Below are 19,449 nucleotides of genomic sequence, written 5' to 3'. Positions count from 1 at the left end.
CCCGGAAGCCCGGAACCGGAAAGCCGGACGGTCAGGCGCGCGGGCGGCGGAAGGCGAACAGGGCGATGTCGTCCTTCTTGTTCGCGCCGAACCGGGCCACCAGGTCGTCGCACAGCGCTTCCATGTCGGCGTCCGGCCGGACGGCGTCGCGCAGCAGGTCCATGCCCTCGTCCAGGTCCGCGCCGGAGTGCTCGACCAGGCCGTCGGTGGTCAGCAGGACCAGCGCGCCCGGCGGGATCCGGACGTGGGTGGCCGGCGGGCGGGGCAGGCCGATGCCGAGGATGGGGCCCCGCACGTCCAGGTAGTCCGCGCCGGTCTCGTGCGCGACCAGCGGCGGGATGTGGCCTGCGTTGGCCACGACCGCCGAGCCGTCGACCGGGTCCACCAGCATCAGGCACATGGTGGTCAGGCCCTTGACCGGGTGGTAGCGCGACAGCATCGCGTCCAGCTTGCGCAGGATCTCGGCCGGGTCCTCCTCCTCGACGGCGTACGCGCGCAACGCGTGCCGGACCTCGCCCATGATGATCGCCGCGCCGATCGAGTGCCCGCAGACGTCGCCGATCGCGATCAGGAACCGGTCGCCCTGGCGGGTCACCTCGTAGAAGTCGCCGCCGATCTCGGCGTGCGCGGACGCCGGCACGTACCGCGCGGCCATCGGCAGCGCCGGCACGGTCGGCAGCTCGCGGGGCAGCAGGCTGCGTTGCAAAATCAGCGCGAGCTGGTGCTCCTCGGCGTACGCCCGCAGCGCTTCGGCGGCCAGCACGGTCGCCTGCGCGAGCTGCACCAGCAGGTTGCGGTCCTCGTCGGTGGTCACGGCCGACGGCGGCACGGCGAGCAGCACCGCCGGGCGCTTGGGCGTGCTGCGCGCCACGACCACCGCGGCCGGCACGCCCGGGTCCCACGGCGGGTCCGCCACCGTCGACGCGCCCGTGGGCAGGTCGTCGAAGTCCGGCGCGCGGGCCACGAGCACCTCGCCGTCGCCGACGGTGCGGGCGATCCACCGGCCGCCGTCACCGGGGACGACGGCGGCGGCCGGGCTCGCCAGGACGGTCGCGGCGGCCCGCGCGGCCTCCGCGACGAGCGCGTCGAAATCGGTGGCGGCGTTGATCGCCAGGGTCGCCGAGGTGAGTTTGGCGAGCCGGTCGGCGAGGCGTTCGGCCAGCGCGCGGGCGCGGTAGTAGCGCAGCGCGGCTTCCACCGTCGCCATCAGCTCGCCGGCGTCGACCGGTTCGGTCAGGTACGCGTCCGCGCCCCGGTTCAGGCCGGTGATCCGGTCCTCGGCCTCGCGGAACGCGGCCGACACGTGCACGACCGGGATCGCGGCGGTGCGCGGGTCGCCCTTGATCCGCTCGGCCACGTCGAACCCGCTCATGTCGGGCAGGTCGACGTCGAGCACGACGATGTCGAACCCCTGCGCCGCCAACAGGTCCAGGGCCTGCCCGCCGGTCACCGCCTCGGTCACCCGGTGCCCGCCGCGGCGCAGCCAGCTCGCCCGCACGTAGCGGCTGGCCTCGATGTCGTCCACGACCAGGACGTGTGCGCTGTCCGGTGTCACGAGGCGCCCTCCGGGCGGACCAGGCGGACGGCGTCGCGCAGCGCCCGGCGCAGTGTCGACGGCGCGATCACCGCCGTGTTGAGCAGTACCGCGGACAGGCCGGTCACCAGGCGTTCCAGGTCCGGGTCGGCCCCGCCCGCCACCACGACCACGGGCACCGCCCGCAGCTCGTCGTCGGACCGCAGGAACGACAGGATCTCCGGGCCGCTCACCCGCGGCACGTCGGCGGCCAGCACGACCACGTCCGGCCGCCGCACGCGGACCCGCTCCAGCGCCTCGCGCCCGTCCTTGACCTGCTCGACGGTGTGCGCCACGCCGTCCAGCGAGATCACCACCCGCGCCCGCACCGCGTCGTCGGCCTCCACGACCAGCGCCGTGTCGGTGTTGAGGACGTCGGTCTCGGAGCGGGGCAGCCACAGCGTCATCTCGGTGCCCTCGCCGGCGGTGCTGCGCAGCACGATGTCGCCGCCGAGCAGCCGGGCCAGCCGGCGCGCGTAGGGCAGGCCGAGCCCGGTACCCGCCACGCCGACCTGGAGCCGGCCGGGCACCTGGTAGAACTCCTCGAAGATCCGGGTCTGCTCCTCCGGCGGGATGCCGATGCCGGTGTCGGCGACGGTGAAGTGGACCGCCTCGTCCTGCTCGTCGGTCCGCACGCTCAACCGGACCGTGCCGCGCTCGGTGAACTTCAGCGCGTTGGACAGCAGGTTGCGCAGGACGCGTTGCAGCATGACCTCGTCGGAGATCAGCGACAGCGGCGGCGCCGGGTCGAAGACCAGTCGCACGTCGGCGCTGCGGGTCATCGGCCGGGAGGTGCCCTGGAGCTGGGCGAGCACCAGCGGCACGTCGACCGGCGCGAACTTGGGGCGCAGGCTGCCCGACTCGGCCTTGGCGGTGTCGAGCAGCTCGTTGACCAGCGCCAGCAGCGTGGAGCCGGCGTCGTTGACCAGGTCGATCTGGCGGCGCTGCTCGTCGGTGAGCGGGTCGCCGCCGGGCGCGACCAGCAGGCGGGTCAGGCCGATGATGGAGTTCACCGGCGAGCGCAGCTCGTGGCTGATGTTGGACCAGAACCGGGTGCGGGCCGCGGCGGCGTCGCGGAGCTGGTTCGACTTCTCCTCCAGCTCCGTGTAGAAGGCGACGACGCCGAGGTTGGTCTGCTCCAGCTCCTCGGACAGCTCCTTGTGCAGCGCCACCACGCCCTGGTTGGTCTCCTCCAGCTCGTCGTTGAGCCGCACCAGGTCCCGGCGCTTGACCTCCAACGACTCCAGGGTCTCCAACAGGTCGCGGTTCTGCGCCCGCAACTGCTCCAGCACGTCCGCGGCGGGCAGCGAGAGCATGTCGCGCAGGTGGGCGGCCTGCGCCGCGGTGGGCCGGGAGTGCCCGAGCGGCAACGACTTCACCAGGTCGACGTGGTCGCCGGCGACGTCGAACCCGTCCAGCAGCCGGCGCGCGGTGTCCCAGCCCGGACCGGCCACGTCCACCGTGCCGATCGCGATCACCAGCGTCGGTTCCGGTTCGGACCGCAGCCGGAACACCAGCCGGGTCGAGGGCCTGCTCGCGATCAGCTCCCGGCCGACGTCGCTGAGCGCGGTCGCCACCCGGATCTGGTCCTGCGGGTCCAGCCCGACCGTCGCCGCCACCTCGCGCCCGCACTGGCGCAGCAGGAACACGTCGGCCTCGCGGGCGACGGTGAACCGCAGCAGGTCCTCGGGGGTCACGTCGCCACCACGAGCGCGCTCGCGTCGTCCTTGCGCACGCCCGCGTCCCGCACGAGCGTGGCGGCCAGCAGCAGGGGAGTGGTGACCCCGGCGACGTCGTCGGCGGTCCAGCGCTCGGTGAGACCGTCGGAGTGCAGCACGACCAGCGCGCCGGGCGGCAGGTCGTGGTCGAACGCCTGGAACGTCCGCGCCTGGTAGCCGGCGATGCCCGGCACCGACACCATGGCGCGCTTGCGCCCGTCGGCCAGCACCGCCCCGGCGATGTTGCCCAGGCCCGCGAACCGGATCACGCCCCGGTCCGGGTCGAGCACGGCCACCGCGACCGCTCCGCCCCGGGTGCCGCGCAACCCGGCGTGCAGCTTCGCCACCACGGCCTCCGGCGCGGTCGGCTCGTCCGCGCGGAACAGCCGGACGGCCTCCCGGGACGCCGACGCGGCGAGCGGACCGTGCCCGGAACCGTCGCACATCATCACCCACAGCCGCCCGCCGACGCGGCGCACGGCGTAGGCGTCGCCGCACACCTCCTCGTCGGCGATCGGCCGGGTCACGCCCGCGGCGGCCGGATCGGCGGCGTAGTCGGGAATCCCGCGCTCACGCCGGTGGAACCGGGCGGTCAGGACGGTGCCGCGCTCCCGGTGGGTGGAGACGTCGAAGTGGTCGGCGCTGCGCGCCACGACGCCCAGCCCGATGCCGAGCGTGCCGGTGGTCGACTCGCCGTCGAGCATCGCGCGGCCCATGTCGGCGATGCCGGGACCGCGGTCCACGGCGACCACCTCGACGGCGGCCCGGTCATCCGCCCGCAGCGCGCGCACCAGCAGGTGGCCGCCGTCGGTGTGCTTGAGCAGGTTGGTGCCGATCTCGGTGACCGCCAGCCCGATCTCGGCGACCCGCGAGTCGCCGAACGCCAGCCGTTCGGCCAGGGTGGTGGTCACCCGCCGGGCCCGCCCGACGTGCGCGCTCTCCTCCACCCGGACCCAGGCCACGTCCTCGGCGTCCGGGACGCAGGTGGTCACCCCGTCCACGGCAGACCCATCGGAGTCGAACCTGTTGGATCCAGAGCCACTTGCGGCAGGCCCGTCACGTCACGCCTTCCACTTCACGACGGTCACCGTCGTGCCCCGGCCGACCTCGGTGTCCAGGTCGAACTGGTCGACCAGCCGGCGCGACCCGCTCAACCCGAGCCCGAGGCCGCTGCCGCTGCTCCAGCCGTCGGCCAGGGCCAGCCCGAGGTCGGGGATGCCGGGCCCGTCGTCGTGGAACACCGCCCGCACCCCCTCCCGCCGGCCGTCGGTCACGATCTCGACCCGCGCCATCCCACCGCCCCCGTAGACCAGGGTGTTGCGGGCCAGCTCGCTGGCCGCCGTCACCAGCTTCGTCTGGTTCACCAGTGACAGCTTCACCCGCTGGGCGAAGACGCGCACGAGCTGCCGCACCCGCACCACGTCGTCGTCACCGGTGATGGGCAGCTGTTCGCTCTCCCCGGCCGAGGCCGTCACCGGGAGCCTCGGCGCAGGTCGCCGAGGATCTTCAGGCCGCGTTCGAGGTTCAGCGCGGTGCGCACGTCGCCCAGGGTGAGCCCGAGCTCGACGAGCGTGATCGCCACCGCGGGGCGCATCCCGACCACCACGGTCGTCGCGTCGAACAGCCGGGACAGCGACGCGATCGTGGCGAACATCCGGCCGATGAACGAGTCGACGATCTCCACGCCGGAGATGTCGATCACCACGCCGTGCGCGCCGGAGGCCGAGATGCGGTCGGCCAGGTCCTCCTGGAGGGCCAGCACGGTCTGGTCCTGGAGGTCGATCTGGATGGACACCAGGAGCACGCCGCCGATCTCCAGGATGGGGACGCGTTCCATCAGCGTTCCCCGCCGGTGACGATCTCGACGCCTTCGCGGCGCAGCGCGTGGCGCAGGGCGTCGGCCAGCGACGCCTTGGTGGTGATGTCGCCGAACTCGATGCCCAGCGCCACGATCGTCTGGGCGATCTGCGGCCGGATGCCGGAGATGGTGCACTCCGCGCCCATCAGGCGGGCCGCGAACGCGGTCTTGAGCAGGTGCTGCGCGACCTGGGTGTCCACCGCCAGCACGCCGGTGATGTCGATGATGGCGTGCTCGGCGCCGGTCTCGACCAGGGCCTCCAGCAGCTTCTCCATCACGACCTGGGTGCGCGCCGAGTCGAGCGTGCCGACCAGCGGGACGGCGAGCACGCCCTCCCACAGCTTCACCACGGGGGTGGTCAGCTCCAGCAGCTGGGCCGACTGCTCGGTGATGATCTCCTCGCGGGCGCGGGAGAACGTCTCGAACGTGATCAGGCCCAGCGCGTCCAGCAGCGAGGAGAAGTCCATCAGCTGGCGGAACAGGGCGGGGTCCTCGTCGTTCTCGGTCAGCTCGAACACCACGCGCTTGAGCGCGAAGATGCTCGACGCGGTCTCCGAGGGCGTGTAGCCGCTGCGGGCCCGGTTCCGGGACATCTCCGCGAGCACGGACCGGATCTCGACGTATCTCTCACCGGCGATGTCCCGCCCGTTGTCACCCACCAGCGGCAGCAGCGCGGTGTACAGCTCCCGGAACTCCCGGTCGAGCTCGGCGGCCGTGATCCGGCCGCGCAACGACTCCGCCGCGGCCCGGACCCACCTCTCCACGATCAGGTCCTTCTGCTCGCGCACCACGACGGCAAGCCGACGCTCGTCTTCCGCAACCACCCGAATCCTCCTCAGCACCGCTGTTGTGCGTGACAGTAGCCGTTGGATCGACCGTGCCAGGAACAGGCGGATGCCCCTTGACAGGCCCGTTCACCCCTCTTGTGAGAAAGCTCGCCGGGCTGTCACGGGACGTGCCGGAGGGCCCACCAACAGTGGTCGTGGGCGGGGTCGAGCCCTCAGTCGCCCACCTCGTCGGGCGGGACCGAGGTGGTCGGCGCGGGGCTGCTCTCGGACGTCTCGGAGGTCGGAGCGACCGAGGTCGTGGTGGGAGCGACGGTGGTGGTGGTCGGGGTGGTCGTCGGTACGGGTTCGGTGCCCGGACCGGGGGCAGGCTGCGTGGCGGGCTGGGCGTCCTGCTGGGCGTCCTGCTTGGCGGCCGTTGCAGCCGGGGAGGTGGGCCGTGCCGCCTCGGAGGAACGGGTGGACCCGACGAGCTGCGGCCGTGCCTCGTCCTGGGGCGTGGCACCGGGGACCTGCGGGGCGTCGGTGGAGGTGGACGTCCCCTCGGGCGTCGACGGCGCCGGGCTCAGCACGGACGTCGTGGCCGCCGTGATGGCCAGCGCACCGACCAGCACGCCCGCCGAGGCGGCGAGCACCTTCCACGACGTCTTCGACGCGGGCCGCTCCGGCGTGCCCTTGTCCGAGACGTCCAGATTTCCCGAAACCGCAACGACTTCGGTCGGCCCGGCGACCACCGCGGTCTGGACTTCGGGCTCCGGCACCTCGACATCCGGAGCCACAGCGCCCAGGACGTAGGCGCAGGCCCGCGCAGGCGGCCGTTCATCCGCGACGGGCGAGGTCATCCGCGACAACAAGTCCTTGAGCTTGTCCGGCAGGTTCACCGGAACCTCGGCCGACTGCTGCCCGTCCTCGACAACCCGCCCTGTCAAGCACTCCAACAACACCAGGCCGAGGTCGTGGACGTCAGTGGCGCCCACGGCGGCCCGCAGTGCCGTCGCGCCTCCCGCGTCGCCCTTCGCCTCGGGCCGTGCGCAGTCCTCTGTGTTCTCCCGCGACACGGCCCGAATCGGGTGCTCCAAACCGAAATCGCTCAGGCAGGCGCTGCCCTCGTCGTCCACCAGGACGTGCGAGGCGCGCACCTCCCCGTGCACCAGACCGTGCGAGTGCACGTGGTCCAGCGCGTCGGCGAGTTCTTCCCCGATCCGGCACACCCGCCCAACCTCCAGCGGCTGGCCGTCGACCAGTTCCCGCAGGGTCCGCCCCTCGACGTGCCGGAGCACGACGAACCGCGCCCCCCGGTGCACATCGGTGTCGTAGACCGAGAGCAGCCCGGGGTGCGACAACCGGGCCAACGCCCCGACCTCGCGGTCGAACACCCGCCCGGCCTCGGGGTCGGCGGTGGGCGCGAACACCTTGACCGTCACGTCGCGCCGCAGCAGCGCGTCCCAGCCGTGGTGGGTTCTGACCAGGCCGCCGTCGCCGATCGGTTCGAGAAGCCGATACCGACCTGCCAGCAACTCCGCGTCCAGCGACCGTGACACCGTTCACACATCCCCTCGGTTCTCGGCGGCTTGTCACCCGGTTGCCCCAGCCGGGCGACCGACAAACCCCCGGACCCCACCCCTCACCCGCTCAACACGAACACGAACCGGTACCCGACCTCACCCCCACCAGCCCGCGAAACCGTCCCCTCGCCCCGAGCCCCCGCGTAAACCCCGGTCCCACCGGTCACCGCCACCACGGTGTCCGAGAACCCACCCGCGATCGACGGATAAACCCGAACCCCGGAAAAGTGCAACTCCCCGTCCCGCAACCGAAAAGCGGACGTGCAGTGCGCCGTCACCTCAGGCGGCACCGCCACCGAAACCGCCACAACCCCACAGTGCGAATATCCCTCACCAACCCGCGCCCCACCCACGTCCATCAACATCCCCCCACTGACAAACCCATTCCCGACCGACGGCGCCGCAGGCGCAGACATCAACGTCCGCCTGCTGACCACCTCAACAGTGGTACCCCGCTCACCGACCTGCCCGCCCCCCACCAACACCCAGCCCAACCACAACCCACGCCCTGACCTGCACAACCCCACCTCCCGACCAACCTCCTCCCACCTTCCCGACACCCACCCCGCCCTCGAAACCCCACTCACCGTTTCGAGTGTCATCACCCACCCATCCGGGTACAACGCCACCCAACAGCCGCATTATGCGTCGTCGACCCGTCGACCCGTCGCACCGAATCCCGCAGACGCAATCAGCATTCCGGACGGCAATACACGATGCCTCGGCCGGCGATGTACCGGAACAAGTGATATGACGCGAATGCCCGCAGGCATGAAACCCCGCCGCAGTCTCTCGTCCTCTTGTTGCATACACCGCCCACGAGATGATGTCGTCGCAGGGAGGTTCACCAGCGGTGAGCGTCCGATTACAGGATCGGTGTGCAGCTGCCCCGGGAGTTTGGTAGAGCCGAGAGACGGTCCAGATACCCGGATCCACGACCTCGTGGCGGTCAGCGCCGCCGCGCGCCCGACGGGATCACCCCGACGAACTCATTCACCTGCTCAAGAGCCGCCAGTAGCACAGCGCGGAGGTGTCGATCTGGTTCCAGGACCCAGGCAGCTGCTCAAGATCAGCAGACACGCCAAGCTGTCCGAGGCCCGCTTCCCCACCCACGTCGCCCTTTCTGCTACAGCCGACGCACACCTCACCGCCCTCCCCAACCCCGACCGCGCCCAGCGCATGATCCTCTCGGGCGACCCGTCCGCCAACGCTCCACCACTCGCCGCCGGAACCCACCTGAACAGCCCAAACCCGACCCCCCTCGCCAACAACCACCCCGATTTGGACCATGAAAGACGATCATGTAACCTATGACCACACCACGGCGAGAGCCGAGTCCGGGTGGCGGAATGGCAGACGCGCTAGCTTGAGGTGCTAGTCCCCGAAAGGGGGTGGGGGTTCAAGTCCCCCCTCGGACACGAGCACTATTCACATAGCCCACTGGCTTGATCATCACATCAGCCACGTGGGCTTTGTCTTTGTAGAGAACTTGCAGGTCAAGCCCCTGGTAGACCCGCAACAGGCTCTCGGTCTTCGCTTCCCTCAGCGCCGCTCCGACGTCGCCGAGTGAGTCGATCATGGCGTGCACTTCGGCCGCTGTGAGGGTGTCCGGCGGGGGAGTGCCCTCCAGTTCAGCCTTGGCAGCAGCCCTCACCGCTTGGGCTTCGTTCATGGGCTCTACCAGCGCCATTGGGTCGATACCGGCTATGATGGCGGCTTGGAATCGGGCCAACTCCTTCTCTGCCTTCGCCAGTCGCTTCCGCGCTGAATCGTGGTTCGTGGGGGTCACGGTCCCCTGTGAGTCGACCAACGCGCACACGGTCCGGTCGACGTTCTTCGGCGCGAACAGTTCGCCGAGCCACTTGTTCACCGCGTCCACCAGAACGTCCTCACGGAGGTAGATCGTCGGCGGGTGGATGCCCAACGCCGGCGACCCGTTCGGCAAAGTCCTTGCGGGGCACCGGTAGTACATCCCGCGCGCCCGTGGGCTGGCTTCCATCTTCCGTTCGCAGACCGTGCACCGCAGCCGACCCCGGAACAGGTACGCCTGCTTGGTAGGCCGCTCAGCGCGCTCCGTCTTCCGCGCGGTCCGGAGCCCGCCGGCGTACTTGGACTTGCGCAACAACTGGGCTTGCGTGAACACCTCGACACTGACGATCTCCGGATGCGCCGGCCTGCGCGACCGCACCACGCGATCCGCACTCGCACGCCGGAACCGGATCACATTCCCCGCCGCAACATCGTCCGGGTCCAACAACATCTCCTGCCGCATCCACCGCCCGAAGAACGCGTACCCCGTGTACCGGGGGTTGTCGAGAATCGCGCGGACAGTGCTGCCTTGCCAACCGTCACCGGACCGGTGCGGATTCTGGTCCGGCCGCCGCGCCGAAGGACAGGGAATCCGGTCCCGGTTCAACCCGGTGGCAATCGCCCGGTCACCACGTCCGCTCAGGTACTCGGCGAAGATCCGGCGCACCACCCAAGCCGACTGTTCGTCAACCGCCAACACCCGCAACCGGTACCCCTCCACCGACTTACGCGGGTTCGGGTGCGGCCCACCGTCAACCGTCTCGTAGCCGTAGGGCGCACGGCCACCCTGGTGCCGCCCTTCGTTGAGCACCTGCGCATCCATAGCCGCCCGTACCCGCGCTTGGACGTGCTGACGCTCGGACTCGCTCATGCCGCCGAGCACGCTCATCAGCATTTTGTGCGAGGGGTTGCGCGGGTCGTACTTGCCGCCCAACTCCGGCACCCACAGATCGACGCCGTACGCCTCGAACCGAGGCGCGATCAGCGAGAACTGATTGCCGAACCAACACCGCGTACCCTCGCCCACCACCACGGCGTTCCACCCACGATACGGATTCTTCAACGCCGCCAACAACTCCGACGCCGCATCCCGCCGGTCCCACGGCACAGACCGCGACTGACCGATGTCGAAGAACTCCTCCGTGACCACCCCGCCGAACGGCTCCACGAACTTCCGGGCGTTCCCGAATTGCCACCCGCGCGACGTCTGAGGATCTTGGTTGTCCTCAGTCGAGCACCGGCCGTAGCCCGCCATCGTCCCGATGCCGTCCTCGACCGTGTCGGCTACCTCGATTCCCAGCAGCTCATCCAACGTCGCCCACGGGTCCCGACTGATTTCAGCAGTCACGGTCTCCACCTCCCCGAGGTCCGTCCAAGACCTCCACTGTGCTCAGCTCGACCAGTATGGCAAGCAGAGCACGGCTGGTCACGGGCTCAAGCGGCGGCAACCCGTCCGGCAGGTTCACCGTGACGTCCTCACCTGCGCTCATGTCGCCCCAGGCTCATCGGAGCCGATTTCATCATCAGCCAGGCCAGCGGCCGTGCGGATGTCCGCAGTGAGGTAGCCGCGCACCCTGCGCACCCCGTCACCGTGCGGGACGTACTGCCTCACGGGTGGACAGCCAAGCTCGCTCATCTCCCGACCGAACGTGCCCGCGTCGACCTCCAACGCCTCGACAAGCTCAGCGGTGGGCACGAACCCCCGCGCGTCCAGCTCATCCCCGAGGTAGTTCACCACCGCAGCCAACAGTTCGGGCACGTCGTCCACCCACATGTCAGCCGCCCCACCTCCGATCACACCCACCACGGCCGACGCATCGACCGGCCGAGCAGCGTCATCCCCAACCGCGTGACCGCCAAGCGTCCCGGCAGCCTCCCGCAACGCCCGTCCACGCTCGCAGATCACCCGCCAGTCCGCGTTCGGCATGTAGTACGTCCGCACGGTCATGGCGACCAGGTCCGCCCCGGCGTCCGTGTCTCCGTCCGGCCGCAGGATTCCCACGCCCTTGTGACTGGGCAGCAACGTAGACGCGTCGTACCCACGGGTGTTCATCTGCTCGCCCAGCACGATGTTCGAGTCCCGCCAGTCCATCACCCGCAACGCGAACCGCGACCCCAGCACCGCCCGCAACCGCGACGGAATCGTGTTCGAGTCCGGCCGCTGGGTGGCCAGAACGACCACCACCCCAGCCGCCGGTCCCTTACGCACCAGGTAGGTCAACAAGTCCGCGATGTACGCGCCCAGCGTGGTCTTCTTCCCGCCAACCTCTTCCTGAACGGGGTTCTCCAGGAAGACCTGCACCTCATCGATGATCACCGCCGTGATCGGCATCCCCAGCCCAACATCCCGCGACATGGCCGAAGTGATCTTCGACTCCGGACACACCTCATCGTCCAAAGTGGCCATGCGCGCATACCGGGACTGAACCTCCGCAACCAATTCCACCAGGTGATCCCGCACCGCGTACGCCTGAGCCAGCTCATCCCCACATACATACCGGTACGCAAGCTGTTCAACGGCGTCCCAGTCCTTACCGCCCTTGCCGTCGAACACGTACAGCCGCGCATACGGGTCCAGCACCAGCCCCGAGGCAGCAAGCCGAGCAGCAAACGTCTTGCCCTGCCTGGGGATCGCCCCCACAAGCAACGACGTCCACACCAGCGGCAGATCAACCCGCCGCCCCCGAGCATCACGCCCGAACGGCACCGCCCGCCAAGCGTCCCACCGTTCCACCTCAATCAACGGCGTCCGCACCGGCGGCCCCGCGTACGGGTCCTCATCCGCCACCCAGAAGAACACCCGCCCGGCATGACCTCCACGACCACGCACCCGCTCAACGATGAGCTGCACCTCATCCACAGCCAACGCCGAAGCAAGAGCATCCCGGTTCTTGATCACATCAACGGCTTTGCGCGTAGCTGGCAGGTCAACCGTGACCGCCCACCCATCACCGACCCGCGCGGCCCGCTCGACCAGCCGCAAGGACTCGTCCTTGCCGATCAACTTCGCGTCCCGGAAGGCATCCACCAACACCTGAGCGTCCATCGTCCACGTCAGCGTCCGAGGCCCACCCAACACAGCCTTGCGCCCCGGTGCCCCGTCCTTCCGACGCCCGGTGATCGCCAACGCGACCGACACAACCCCACCAGCGACCCACAACGCCACCCCGCCGTAGACCAGGTGCCCAACAGCAACCGCCACCGAAGCCGCACCCAGAACGACCCCGGTCACCTTCCACCGGAACAGAGTCAACGCCCGAATCTCAACGAACTTGTCCGCCAACTTCGCCGACTGCTCCGCAGCCTCCCGGTAGTCCCGCACCCGCACCCACCGCCGCCAAGCGCGAACGGCAACCACCAAACCGCGACCCACCGACCGGAGAAACCGCCCAGGCAACCGCACCAACCAGGCAAGCGCATCGTTCACAACCCGCCGCAGCCCGTCCCGCGACCTCAACCCAGAAGGGACCACCCGCGACCGCCGCCACCCACGGCTCACCCTCGGAACAACCTCACCCCGCTCAGCAACCAACTCGCCGTCATAGACGGGCTCGACCGGCACCAGGTCCCCGTTCACGACCGGCCCCCGTCCTCACCAAGCGTCACCGCAAGCCGAGAGGACAACCCGCGCGAACACCCCGTGACCTGACGAACCCACGCCGGCGTCACCACCACATCCGCCGTGCGAGCAGCCCGAGCAACCTCCAAGTACTCCGCAAAGGACGTACGCGGAGTGGGAGGCCCGGACGGCTCCGCAGCACCACCCGGCGAGGCGTTCACGACCGCCACGCCAAGCTTGTCCCGCAACTCCGTCACAGCCTCAGCCGCAACGAACACCACCAGCGGCGGCACCGAGTGCAGCACCACCAGCGCAGCCGAGCCGTCCATGAACGCACCCCACGTGTTCATGACATACGTAGCCGCAAGCGTGAACCACTTGGCACCGCGTACCCATCCACCCATGCGCACGCCGTGCCGAGCCGTCACCTGCTCAGCCCGCAGGATGGCCAGCAGCACCAACGACACCATCGGGTCCAGCAGCCAAGCCGCACACCAAGCCAACGACCACACCGCAGCCCCGGCCGCCGCGAACTGCTGAACGTTGGTCATCGTGAACGCCAACCCCAGCAAGATCCCGGTCCAACACAGCCGGTCCACCTGAACCGCCACCCGCGCAACCGGCTCACTCATCGCCGCTCACCCCGCCGACGACCCGGTTCATACGTGGTCACCATCAACGCCCGCGTCAACGTGTACGACGCGAACAACGCCGGCACCACCAGCACAGCCACCAGCAGCCACCCATCCCCACGATGGGTCACGACCACCCACTGAACAATCACGATCAACGCCGCGTTGACCACCACCCGCCCGGCCAACGACACCAGCCGAACCCCGCCCCGAGCAGCCCGAGCCGTCGCCTTGGCTCGCCGAGCACCAGCCCGCCACACCACCAACAGCACCAGGACCACGCCCAGCCCCGCCACGACCTCGACAGGCGTGAGAACAAGACCGTTCATGAACACGGCCCCCTCTCGGCACGTTCACCACGCCGGAGCCAGTGCGCGTACAACTCCCGCCGATCCTCAGCGGCCATCGCACCCCACACCCCCACGGTGTCCGCACCGGCCGTCCGCAACTCCAGTTCCAAGCACTCATCCCGCACCGGGCACCCCGCACACATCCGCGCGGCCAACTCCCGATCGGTCATCTCCTCATCGCCCCACGGCGGCACGTCCGTGAACGCCCCGATGCACAAGCCATCCCGCGAGACCACGTCAGCAAGCACCCCAGTGGGCACCCACCGCAGCCGATCAAGCTCCCAAGCGATCCAGATCAGGTTCACGGCGTGCCCCCACCGCAGGACTCACCGAGCAGCCGAACCACCACACCAGCCGGAACCACACACCGCCCGTGACGCCACACCACCGGCAGCGCCCCGACCCGGATGGCCCGGTGGACAACGGACGGCTTCACCCCGAGCAGCCAAGCGGCACGCTGAACGGTGTAGCCGGAAGAAGACAGAGAAGTCCGCATGAGAAAGGCCCTTCAAGTAAGCGAAGCTGACGATTTCAGCTAGTAAATGCTGATTTCAGCGCTCGACAATGCGCGTTTGATCAGGCGTTGCGTGTACGCACGACGCAACAGCCGAAGTTGGCTAATCTCAGCGCCGAGGCGGAGCGCGGAGGAATACGTGTCGGAGGACTGGGCGGCAGTCGCCAAGGCCATCAACCAGCGAGTCAACGAACTGGGATGGCGTCAACGGGAGCTTGCGGAGCGCTCGCATGTCTCCCAAGCGATCGTCCGCGAGGTGCAACACCACACCGTCGAACGCCGCCGCAGCCCGCGCACCCTTGAGTCCCTGTCGACCACCCTCGGCTGGCACCCGCAACACCTCGATGCCCTGCTGCACAACCGAAGGCCACCCGAGGCGGGCGAACCGATCGCCAACCCGACCGACACCCTCTGGTCCCGATTGGACAGTGTCGAACAGCGCTTGGCGGAGATCACCGAACGCCTCGACGGCCTCAAATCGGACCTGGCGACGGTCCTCGAACATGTCCGAGAACGCCGGTAGCCCGGTGGGTTCTCGCTGGTGGGATGAGGTGTTTTCCATGGGGTTAATTCCACTGCGATTACCCGCCGGACCCCATGCATCACCGATGCAGGTCCCATGCACAACCAGTGCAGGTTCTCCACACATCGCGCTCGGGGGAGTGGCGACGAGATGAGCTTGAACGACGGCTGGACCGGCCGAACCGCGTCGGCGCTCCAACTCGCACTCCGACTGACTCACGAGGCATTCGCGGAACACCTCGGCATCGGCGTCCGCACGGTCGCGTCCTGGCACCAGAAGCCGGACCTGCGCCCGAAGACGGAGATGCAACAGCTCCTAGACACGGCCCTCGACCAGGCACCCGCAGCCGTCAAGGCCAGGTTCACCGCACTCGCCGAAGAACCCGCCCTCGACCTCCCCGATGGCGCAGCCGAAGACGCCGAAGTGCGCCTGAGCGCGGACCCGACGATCGTCGCCGCTCTCGACTGGTTGGACGATCACGCCGGCTGGGAGCCAGGCACGGCCCGCCGCCACGTCGCCGAACGCCTCGTACGCCTCGACGTCCGCGCACTCCAAGACCGAGGCGTCCGCCGCAGCCGCGTCAACCAACGCGACACGGCCCGCGCGCTCACCACCTACTACGGCACGCCAACAACCAGCCACGGCCGCTACACAGCCACGCTCGGCGACACCCAGGCCACCACCACGGTCCTAACTCACCCCGACTGGCTAGACCTAGCCTGCCCACTCCTCCCAGCTCACGACCGACTCAAGCTCTCCGGCGTAACCCCGGACGATGATCTAGCGATGGACGAAGAGACCGCCGGGCGCGCAGCCCAGCGGTTGGCCGAAGCGCTGGCGCTGGGAAACCGCATGGTCAACCTGCCGCTGTTCCGGCTGCTCGACGTGGACGCGCGCAAGAGCGCGATCACCGGTTCCGTAGGCGTGACGAGCTTCGTGGGGTACGTGGTGACGATGGACCTGCTCGAAGGCGAGCTGGTCGACGCCCTCACCACCAACAACCCAACCACCCCCGGCGCCCTCCCACTCCGAGACGCCTACCTCCCGAACCTCTCCGCAGCACTCGACGTCTCCGACCGCATGTGCGCCGGCGGCACCCTCGCCCTCACGGCCATCGCGCGCCCAGCCGACCCGTTCCGCGGCGGCCCGGACTACCTCCTCCTGGTCCAGGAACGCTCAGGCCACGTCATCAACGCCGCCCGTCGCCTGGCCGTCATCCCCAAGGGCTTCCACCAGCCACTCACGGACTACCGAGCAGACGCCCAAGTCGGCGCGACCCTCCGTCGCGAGATGGAAGAAGAACTGTTCGGCCGCGAAGACATAGACCACACGGTGGGGGAGCAGCGCCACGCGGACCCCATGCACCCCAGCCGCATGTCCGACCCGATGCGCTGGCTCACCGCCGAACCCGGCCGCCTGCGCATGGAATGCACAGCCTTCGGCCTCAACCTGGTGAGCGGAAACTACGAATTCGCCAGCCTGATCGTCATCGAAGACGAAGAATTCTGGACCCGCTACGGCGGTCAAGTCCAAGCCAACTGGGAGTCCGCAAGGCTGCGCCAGTATTCCAGCCTTGACCACGAACAGTTGGAAGAACTAGCCAACGATATAGCGTGGAGCAACGAAGGACTGTTCGCGCTCCTGCAAGGTCTCCGACGCCTACGCGAACTAGGCGGAACCCGCGTCAACCTGCCCGCGATCGAATGGGAGCTAAAGTGACCGCCAACTGGCAAGCCGGAAACGCCAACGAAGACGGCGAAGTCACCCGCGGATGGCTGGTAGGCCACTTCATCGACCCATCCCAAGGCGTCCGTTCCCAGAAGGACGTAGAAGTCAAGTGGGCGAACCACCCCGCAGGCGACAAGCGGACCGACTGGACGTCCGACGACCAGCGCACAACCCTCGTCTTCCTGGTAACCGGCCACTTCCGCGTGGAGACCACCGAAGGCAACTCCACCATGACCCGCCCAGGCGACTACATCATGTGGGGGCCAGGTATCGACCACTCATGGGAAGCCGTAGCCGACTCCACCGTTCTCACGGTCCGCTGGCCATCACAGACCTGATAGTTCAACGGCAGGCAGATCAACCCGCCCGCCGCCGATCTCCCGAAGCCGCCGAAGTCCTTGGAGCAACGCAAACAGCCCTTCGTTGCTCCAAGACTCCCGCGCTACCAGGTCCCCGATCAATTCACCATCAAGGCTCGAATAGAGCTGCAACCCGGCCGCTTCCCAGTTCGCTTCCACCTGCCCGCCGAACCGCGGCCAAAAATCCTCATCCTCGATGACAATCAGGCTGGCATATTCATAGTTGCCACTCACGAGGTTGAACCCGAACCCAGTGCACTCCAACCGCATCCGCCCCGGGGCCGCAGCAAGCCACCGCATCGGCTCCGACCACCGCCCCGGATGCATAGGCGAGGCCGCGCGAGTCTCGCCGGTCGTTGAATCCAACTCCGCGCGCCCGAACAACTCCTCTTCCAGCTCACGGAGCAGCGTCGCGCTGACCGCCACGTCCCCACGAAGGTCGTTGAGCGGCTGGTGAAACCCCTTGGGGATGACAGCAAGCCGCCCGGCCGCGTTGAGCACGTGCCCAGACCGCTCCTGCACCAGCAACGCATAGTCCGGCTCACCCCGGAACCGGTCCCGGGGCCGCGCGATGGCACACAACGCCAGCACCCCGCCCGCACACGTTCGCGCCGGCAAGTCGAGCACAGCCCCCAGGTCCGGCAGGTACTCATCTCGCAACGGCAACCCGCCCCGCCGCTGGCTCACGGCGTCAACAAGCTCGCTCTCCAACAGATCGGCCGTCAACGCATACTCAACGAACGGCACCAGCCCGACCGTGCCTGCAAGCGGGTTGCCCTGCTCAATCCCCAACAGCCGATACAGCGGCAGGTTCGCCACCCGAACCCCAAGCGCAGCCGACTCCGCAAGCTTCGAAGCCGCGGCACCCGCCATCGCTCCATCCAGCATAGGCAGCGTGTTCCCGTTCTCCTGCAACAACTTCAGCCGCTCACCGCCATCCGCCAACGGCCGAACAGCAGTCCACCACTCCGACACCCCGAACATGGTGGTGGCAACGTCCTGACCGCCGAACCCCGCGCGGTACATGCCGTACCCGTCCACCTCACCGCGGTAGTAGTGAGCCAGCGCCCGCACGAGTTGCCGACGCCCAACCTTGGTCCGCACCGCCCGCCGATCAAGCAAGGCCCCAGGCTGCAACCCGGACAGTCCAGACCGGACCTTGGTACGACTCGTGCCCGCAGGCCACCCAGCCCGATCGTCCAACCAGTCAAGCGCCGCAGCGAACTCGACGTCAGCGCGCACAGGCGGTTCAGCAGTCGCAATCCGAACGAGACCGTCATCCGGCGCAGGCATGGCCAGCAGCTCCTCAATGCTGACCTGAAAGATGCTCTCCAACAACCGAGCCGTGACCGCCCGAACAGGCCCCAACGGCTCCCCGGAAGGCTTCCGCCCAGCGGCCAGGCGCTGAAGGTGCCGCAGCCCCAACGTGCCGGGCTCACCACGCTCACGCGCGAACGTCTCCGCGTACTCGGCGAACTCCTCCAACGTCATCCGCCGCTCGCGAATCTTCTCCTCAAGCACCGTGCGAGGCGTCCGCATGGCTACGCCCTCCCATCACGTCCGACCGATGATCAGAGCTGATCAAGCGCTGACAGCGTCTTGATTTTAGTCTGACATGCCAGCGCGCGGTTGATTCCAAGCCCCACCCGCAGAGATCAACCAGCCGTCCCAACGGCCGTCCCACCCGTCCCGTCGCCCACCACCACGGGACACCCCGAACTACAGCTCTGACCAGCTGAAACATCGCTACGGGACGCCGGGACACCTTTCCGCAACCCCGTCCCAACAGCCAGAAAACGGCCGCAGGCGGCACATCCGAAGATGTGCCACCCACAGCCGTCCCGTCCCACTCACTCCCGAGGGGAGGCAGGCCCTACCCCATGAGCATCTTCTGAAGCGCCATCGCCGGCGACACCCACACCACCCGCGCCGCCACCTCGTCCGACTTGCTGTAGGGCTTGAGCGCTTCCTCCGTCGTCCCGAACGTGCCGCACGCCTTCCCGTCCACCGACACCACGTGCACCCACTCGTCAGCAGAGACCCCGAACCCCATCACCCGAGCGATCTCCGGGTGCGCCACCTCGTACTCCACCACGGCGAACAAGCTGGGAGCCGACGCCATCACCATGGCCACCATCTCCGGGTCGTACGGCTCAGAGCCCAGATCTCCCGAACCCCGCCGCGCCTCCGCAGCCTCCTCCTCAGTCACGCCATCCTCGGACCCCGCCAAAGTCGTCACAGCCGCCATGCCGATCACGTTCCTTCCAGACGATGCCGACCAACAGACGACGGCCCCTCAAGCACAGCGAGAACTTCCTGCTGCGCCCACACCGCCGCCGCAGCGCTCTCCACGCACTGCCGCACATACCGCCGACCAAGGGCGATGACGTAGAGCGGAGGCAACACCAACCAGACCAGGAACAACACGATCCCGCCCACGTCGACGCTCAAAGCGCTCCACATCTTCACCGCCACC

The 19,449-nt window shown here is 68.8% G+C and carries 18 protein-coding genes and 1 tRNA gene; 4 read left to right on the top strand and 15 right to left on the bottom strand.

Translation table 11 applies throughout. From position 1 onward, the window contains the following. Positions 1-31: 31 nt before the first annotated feature. The 7 genes from BN6_RS27785 to BN6_RS42520 form a co-directional block, all read right to left on the bottom strand. A complete protein-coding gene (locus BN6_RS27785; RefSeq protein ID WP_015103142.1) occupies positions 32-1,555 on the bottom strand; it encodes a fused response regulator/phosphatase in 1,524 nt (507 codons plus the stop codon). Next, complete coding sequence (locus BN6_RS27780) at positions 1,552-3,270, bottom strand: sensor histidine kinase (protein WP_015103141.1); 1,719 nt, start codon at positions 3,268-3,270, stop codon at positions 1,552-1,554. Before BN6_RS27780 ends, BN6_RS27785 begins: the two co-directional genes overlap by 4 nt. Next, the gene (locus tag BN6_RS27775; protein ID WP_231904765.1) at positions 3,267-4,283 is read right to left on the bottom strand and encodes an ATP-binding SpoIIE family protein phosphatase; all 1,017 of its coding nucleotides are present in this window, start codon (positions 4,281-4,283) and stop codon (positions 3,267-3,269) included. The genes BN6_RS27780 and BN6_RS27775 overlap by 4 nt, the downstream gene beginning before the upstream one ends. A 69-nt stretch (positions 4,284-4,352) precedes the next feature. Beyond that, the gene (locus tag BN6_RS27770; protein WP_015103139.1) at positions 4,353-4,766 is read right to left on the bottom strand and encodes an ATP-binding protein; all 414 of its coding nucleotides are present in this window, start codon (positions 4,764-4,766) and stop codon (positions 4,353-4,355) included. Next, positions 4,763-5,128, bottom strand: a complete 366-nt coding sequence (locus BN6_RS27765; protein WP_015103138.1) for an STAS domain-containing protein — start codon at positions 5,126-5,128, stop codon at positions 4,763-4,765. The genes BN6_RS27770 and BN6_RS27765 overlap by 4 nt, the downstream gene beginning before the upstream one ends. Further along, a complete protein-coding gene (locus tag BN6_RS27760; RefSeq protein ID WP_015103137.1) occupies positions 5,128-5,973 on the bottom strand; it encodes an STAS domain-containing protein in 846 nt (281 codons plus the stop codon). Before BN6_RS27760 ends, BN6_RS27765 begins: the two co-directional genes overlap by 1 nt. 176 nt (positions 5,974-6,149) lie before the next feature. Further along, positions 6,150-7,475, bottom strand: a complete 1,326-nt coding sequence (locus BN6_RS42520) for a serine/threonine protein kinase (RefSeq protein WP_015103136.1) — start codon at positions 7,473-7,475, stop codon at positions 6,150-6,152. Between the two features lie 1,359 nt (positions 7,476-8,834). On the opposite strand from BN6_RS42520, the gene BN6_RS27740 reads away from it, so the two are divergent. Further along, a tRNA-Leu gene (locus tag BN6_RS27740) sits at positions 8,835-8,917 on the top strand. Here the strand turns inward: BN6_RS27740 and BN6_RS44305 are convergent. The 5 genes from BN6_RS44305 to BN6_RS27720 all read right to left on the bottom strand — a co-directional run bounded on the left by BN6_RS44305 (position 8,899) and on the right by BN6_RS27720 (position 14,154). After that, a complete protein-coding gene (locus BN6_RS44305; RefSeq protein ID WP_015103133.1) occupies positions 8,899-10,656 on the bottom strand; it encodes a recombinase family protein in 1,758 nt (585 codons plus the stop codon). The genes BN6_RS27740 and BN6_RS44305 overlap by 19 nt on opposite strands. Positions 10,657-10,794: 138 nt before the next feature. Then, complete coding sequence (locus BN6_RS27735; protein ID WP_015103132.1) at positions 10,795-12,870, bottom strand: FtsK/SpoIIIE domain-containing protein; 2,076 nt, start codon at positions 12,868-12,870, stop codon at positions 10,795-10,797. Between the two features lie 11 nt (positions 12,871-12,881). After that, positions 12,882-13,499, bottom strand: a complete 618-nt coding sequence (locus BN6_RS27730) for a hypothetical protein (protein WP_015103131.1) — start codon at positions 13,497-13,499, stop codon at positions 12,882-12,884. Then, a complete protein-coding gene (locus tag BN6_RS27725; RefSeq protein WP_015103130.1) occupies positions 13,496-13,828 on the bottom strand; it encodes a hypothetical protein in 333 nt (110 codons plus the stop codon). Before BN6_RS27725 ends, BN6_RS27730 begins: the two co-directional genes overlap by 4 nt. Beyond that, positions 13,825-14,154 (bottom strand): WhiB family transcriptional regulator, encoded by a 330-nt coding sequence (locus BN6_RS27720; protein ID WP_015103129.1) that lies wholly within the window; start codon positions 14,152-14,154, stop codon positions 13,825-13,827. The genes BN6_RS27725 and BN6_RS27720 overlap by 4 nt, the downstream gene beginning before the upstream one ends. A 348-nt stretch (positions 14,155-14,502) precedes the next feature. Here BN6_RS27720 and BN6_RS27715 point away from each other — a divergent pair, with 348 nt between their 5' ends. The 3 genes from BN6_RS27715 (at position 14,503) to BN6_RS27705 (ending at position 16,952) form a co-directional block, all read left to right on the top strand. Continuing rightward, on the top strand, positions 14,503-14,886 hold the full coding sequence (locus tag BN6_RS27715) for a hypothetical protein (protein WP_041314286.1): 384 nt from the start codon (positions 14,503-14,505) through the stop codon (positions 14,884-14,886). Positions 14,887-15,036: 150 nt separating this feature from the next. Continuing rightward, positions 15,037-16,605: a hypothetical protein gene (locus BN6_RS27710; protein ID WP_015103127.1), complete on the top strand. Its 1,569-nt coding sequence runs from the start codon at positions 15,037-15,039 to the stop codon at positions 16,603-16,605. Next, positions 16,602-16,952 (top strand): hypothetical protein, encoded by a 351-nt coding sequence (locus BN6_RS27705; protein ID WP_041314284.1) that lies wholly within the window; start codon positions 16,602-16,604, stop codon positions 16,950-16,952. The genes BN6_RS27710 and BN6_RS27705 overlap by 4 nt, the downstream gene beginning before the upstream one ends. Here BN6_RS27705 and BN6_RS27700 read toward each other — a convergent pair. From BN6_RS27700 to BN6_RS42515, 3 genes are all read right to left on the bottom strand, one after another. Beyond that, a complete protein-coding gene (locus BN6_RS27700; protein ID WP_148303049.1) occupies positions 16,941-18,494 on the bottom strand; it encodes a transcriptional regulator in 1,554 nt (517 codons plus the stop codon). The two genes, BN6_RS27705 and BN6_RS27700, sit on opposite strands and share 12 nt — an antisense overlap. A gap of 352 nt (positions 18,495-18,846) precedes the next feature. Further along, a complete protein-coding gene (locus BN6_RS27695) occupies positions 18,847-19,182 on the bottom strand; it encodes a hypothetical protein (protein ID WP_148303048.1) in 336 nt (111 codons plus the stop codon). A gap of 44 nt (positions 19,183-19,226) precedes the next feature. Continuing rightward, complete coding sequence (locus tag BN6_RS42515) at positions 19,227-19,448, bottom strand: hypothetical protein (RefSeq protein WP_051075768.1); 222 nt, start codon at positions 19,446-19,448, stop codon at positions 19,227-19,229. Position 19,449: the final 1 nt, after the last annotated feature.

This window comes from Saccharothrix espanaensis DSM 44229, from assembly GCF_000328705.1.
Lineage (GTDB): Bacteria > Actinomycetota > Actinomycetes > Mycobacteriales > Pseudonocardiaceae > Actinosynnema > Actinosynnema espanaense.
Note: the sequence above shows the minus strand (reverse complement) of the source record. Positions and strands in the feature narration are given on the sequence as shown.

Bases quoted from the DNA above. Each gene is read 5' to 3' on its own strand.
- BN6_RS27765 (WP_015103138.1), bottom strand. From the start codon at position 5,128: ATGGAACGCGTCCCCATCCTGGAGATCGGCGGCGTGCTCCTGGTGTCC.
- BN6_RS27730 (WP_015103131.1), bottom strand. From the start codon at position 13,499: ATGAGTGAGCCGGTTGCGCGGGTGGCGGTTCAGGTGGACCGGCTGTGT.
- BN6_RS27725 (WP_015103130.1), bottom strand. From the start codon at position 13,828: ATGAACGGTCTTGTTCTCACGCCTGTCGAGGTCGTGGCGGGGCTGGGC.
- BN6_RS27710 (WP_015103127.1), top strand. From the start codon at position 15,037: ATGAGCTTGAACGACGGCTGGACCGGCCGAACCGCGTCGGCGCTCCAA.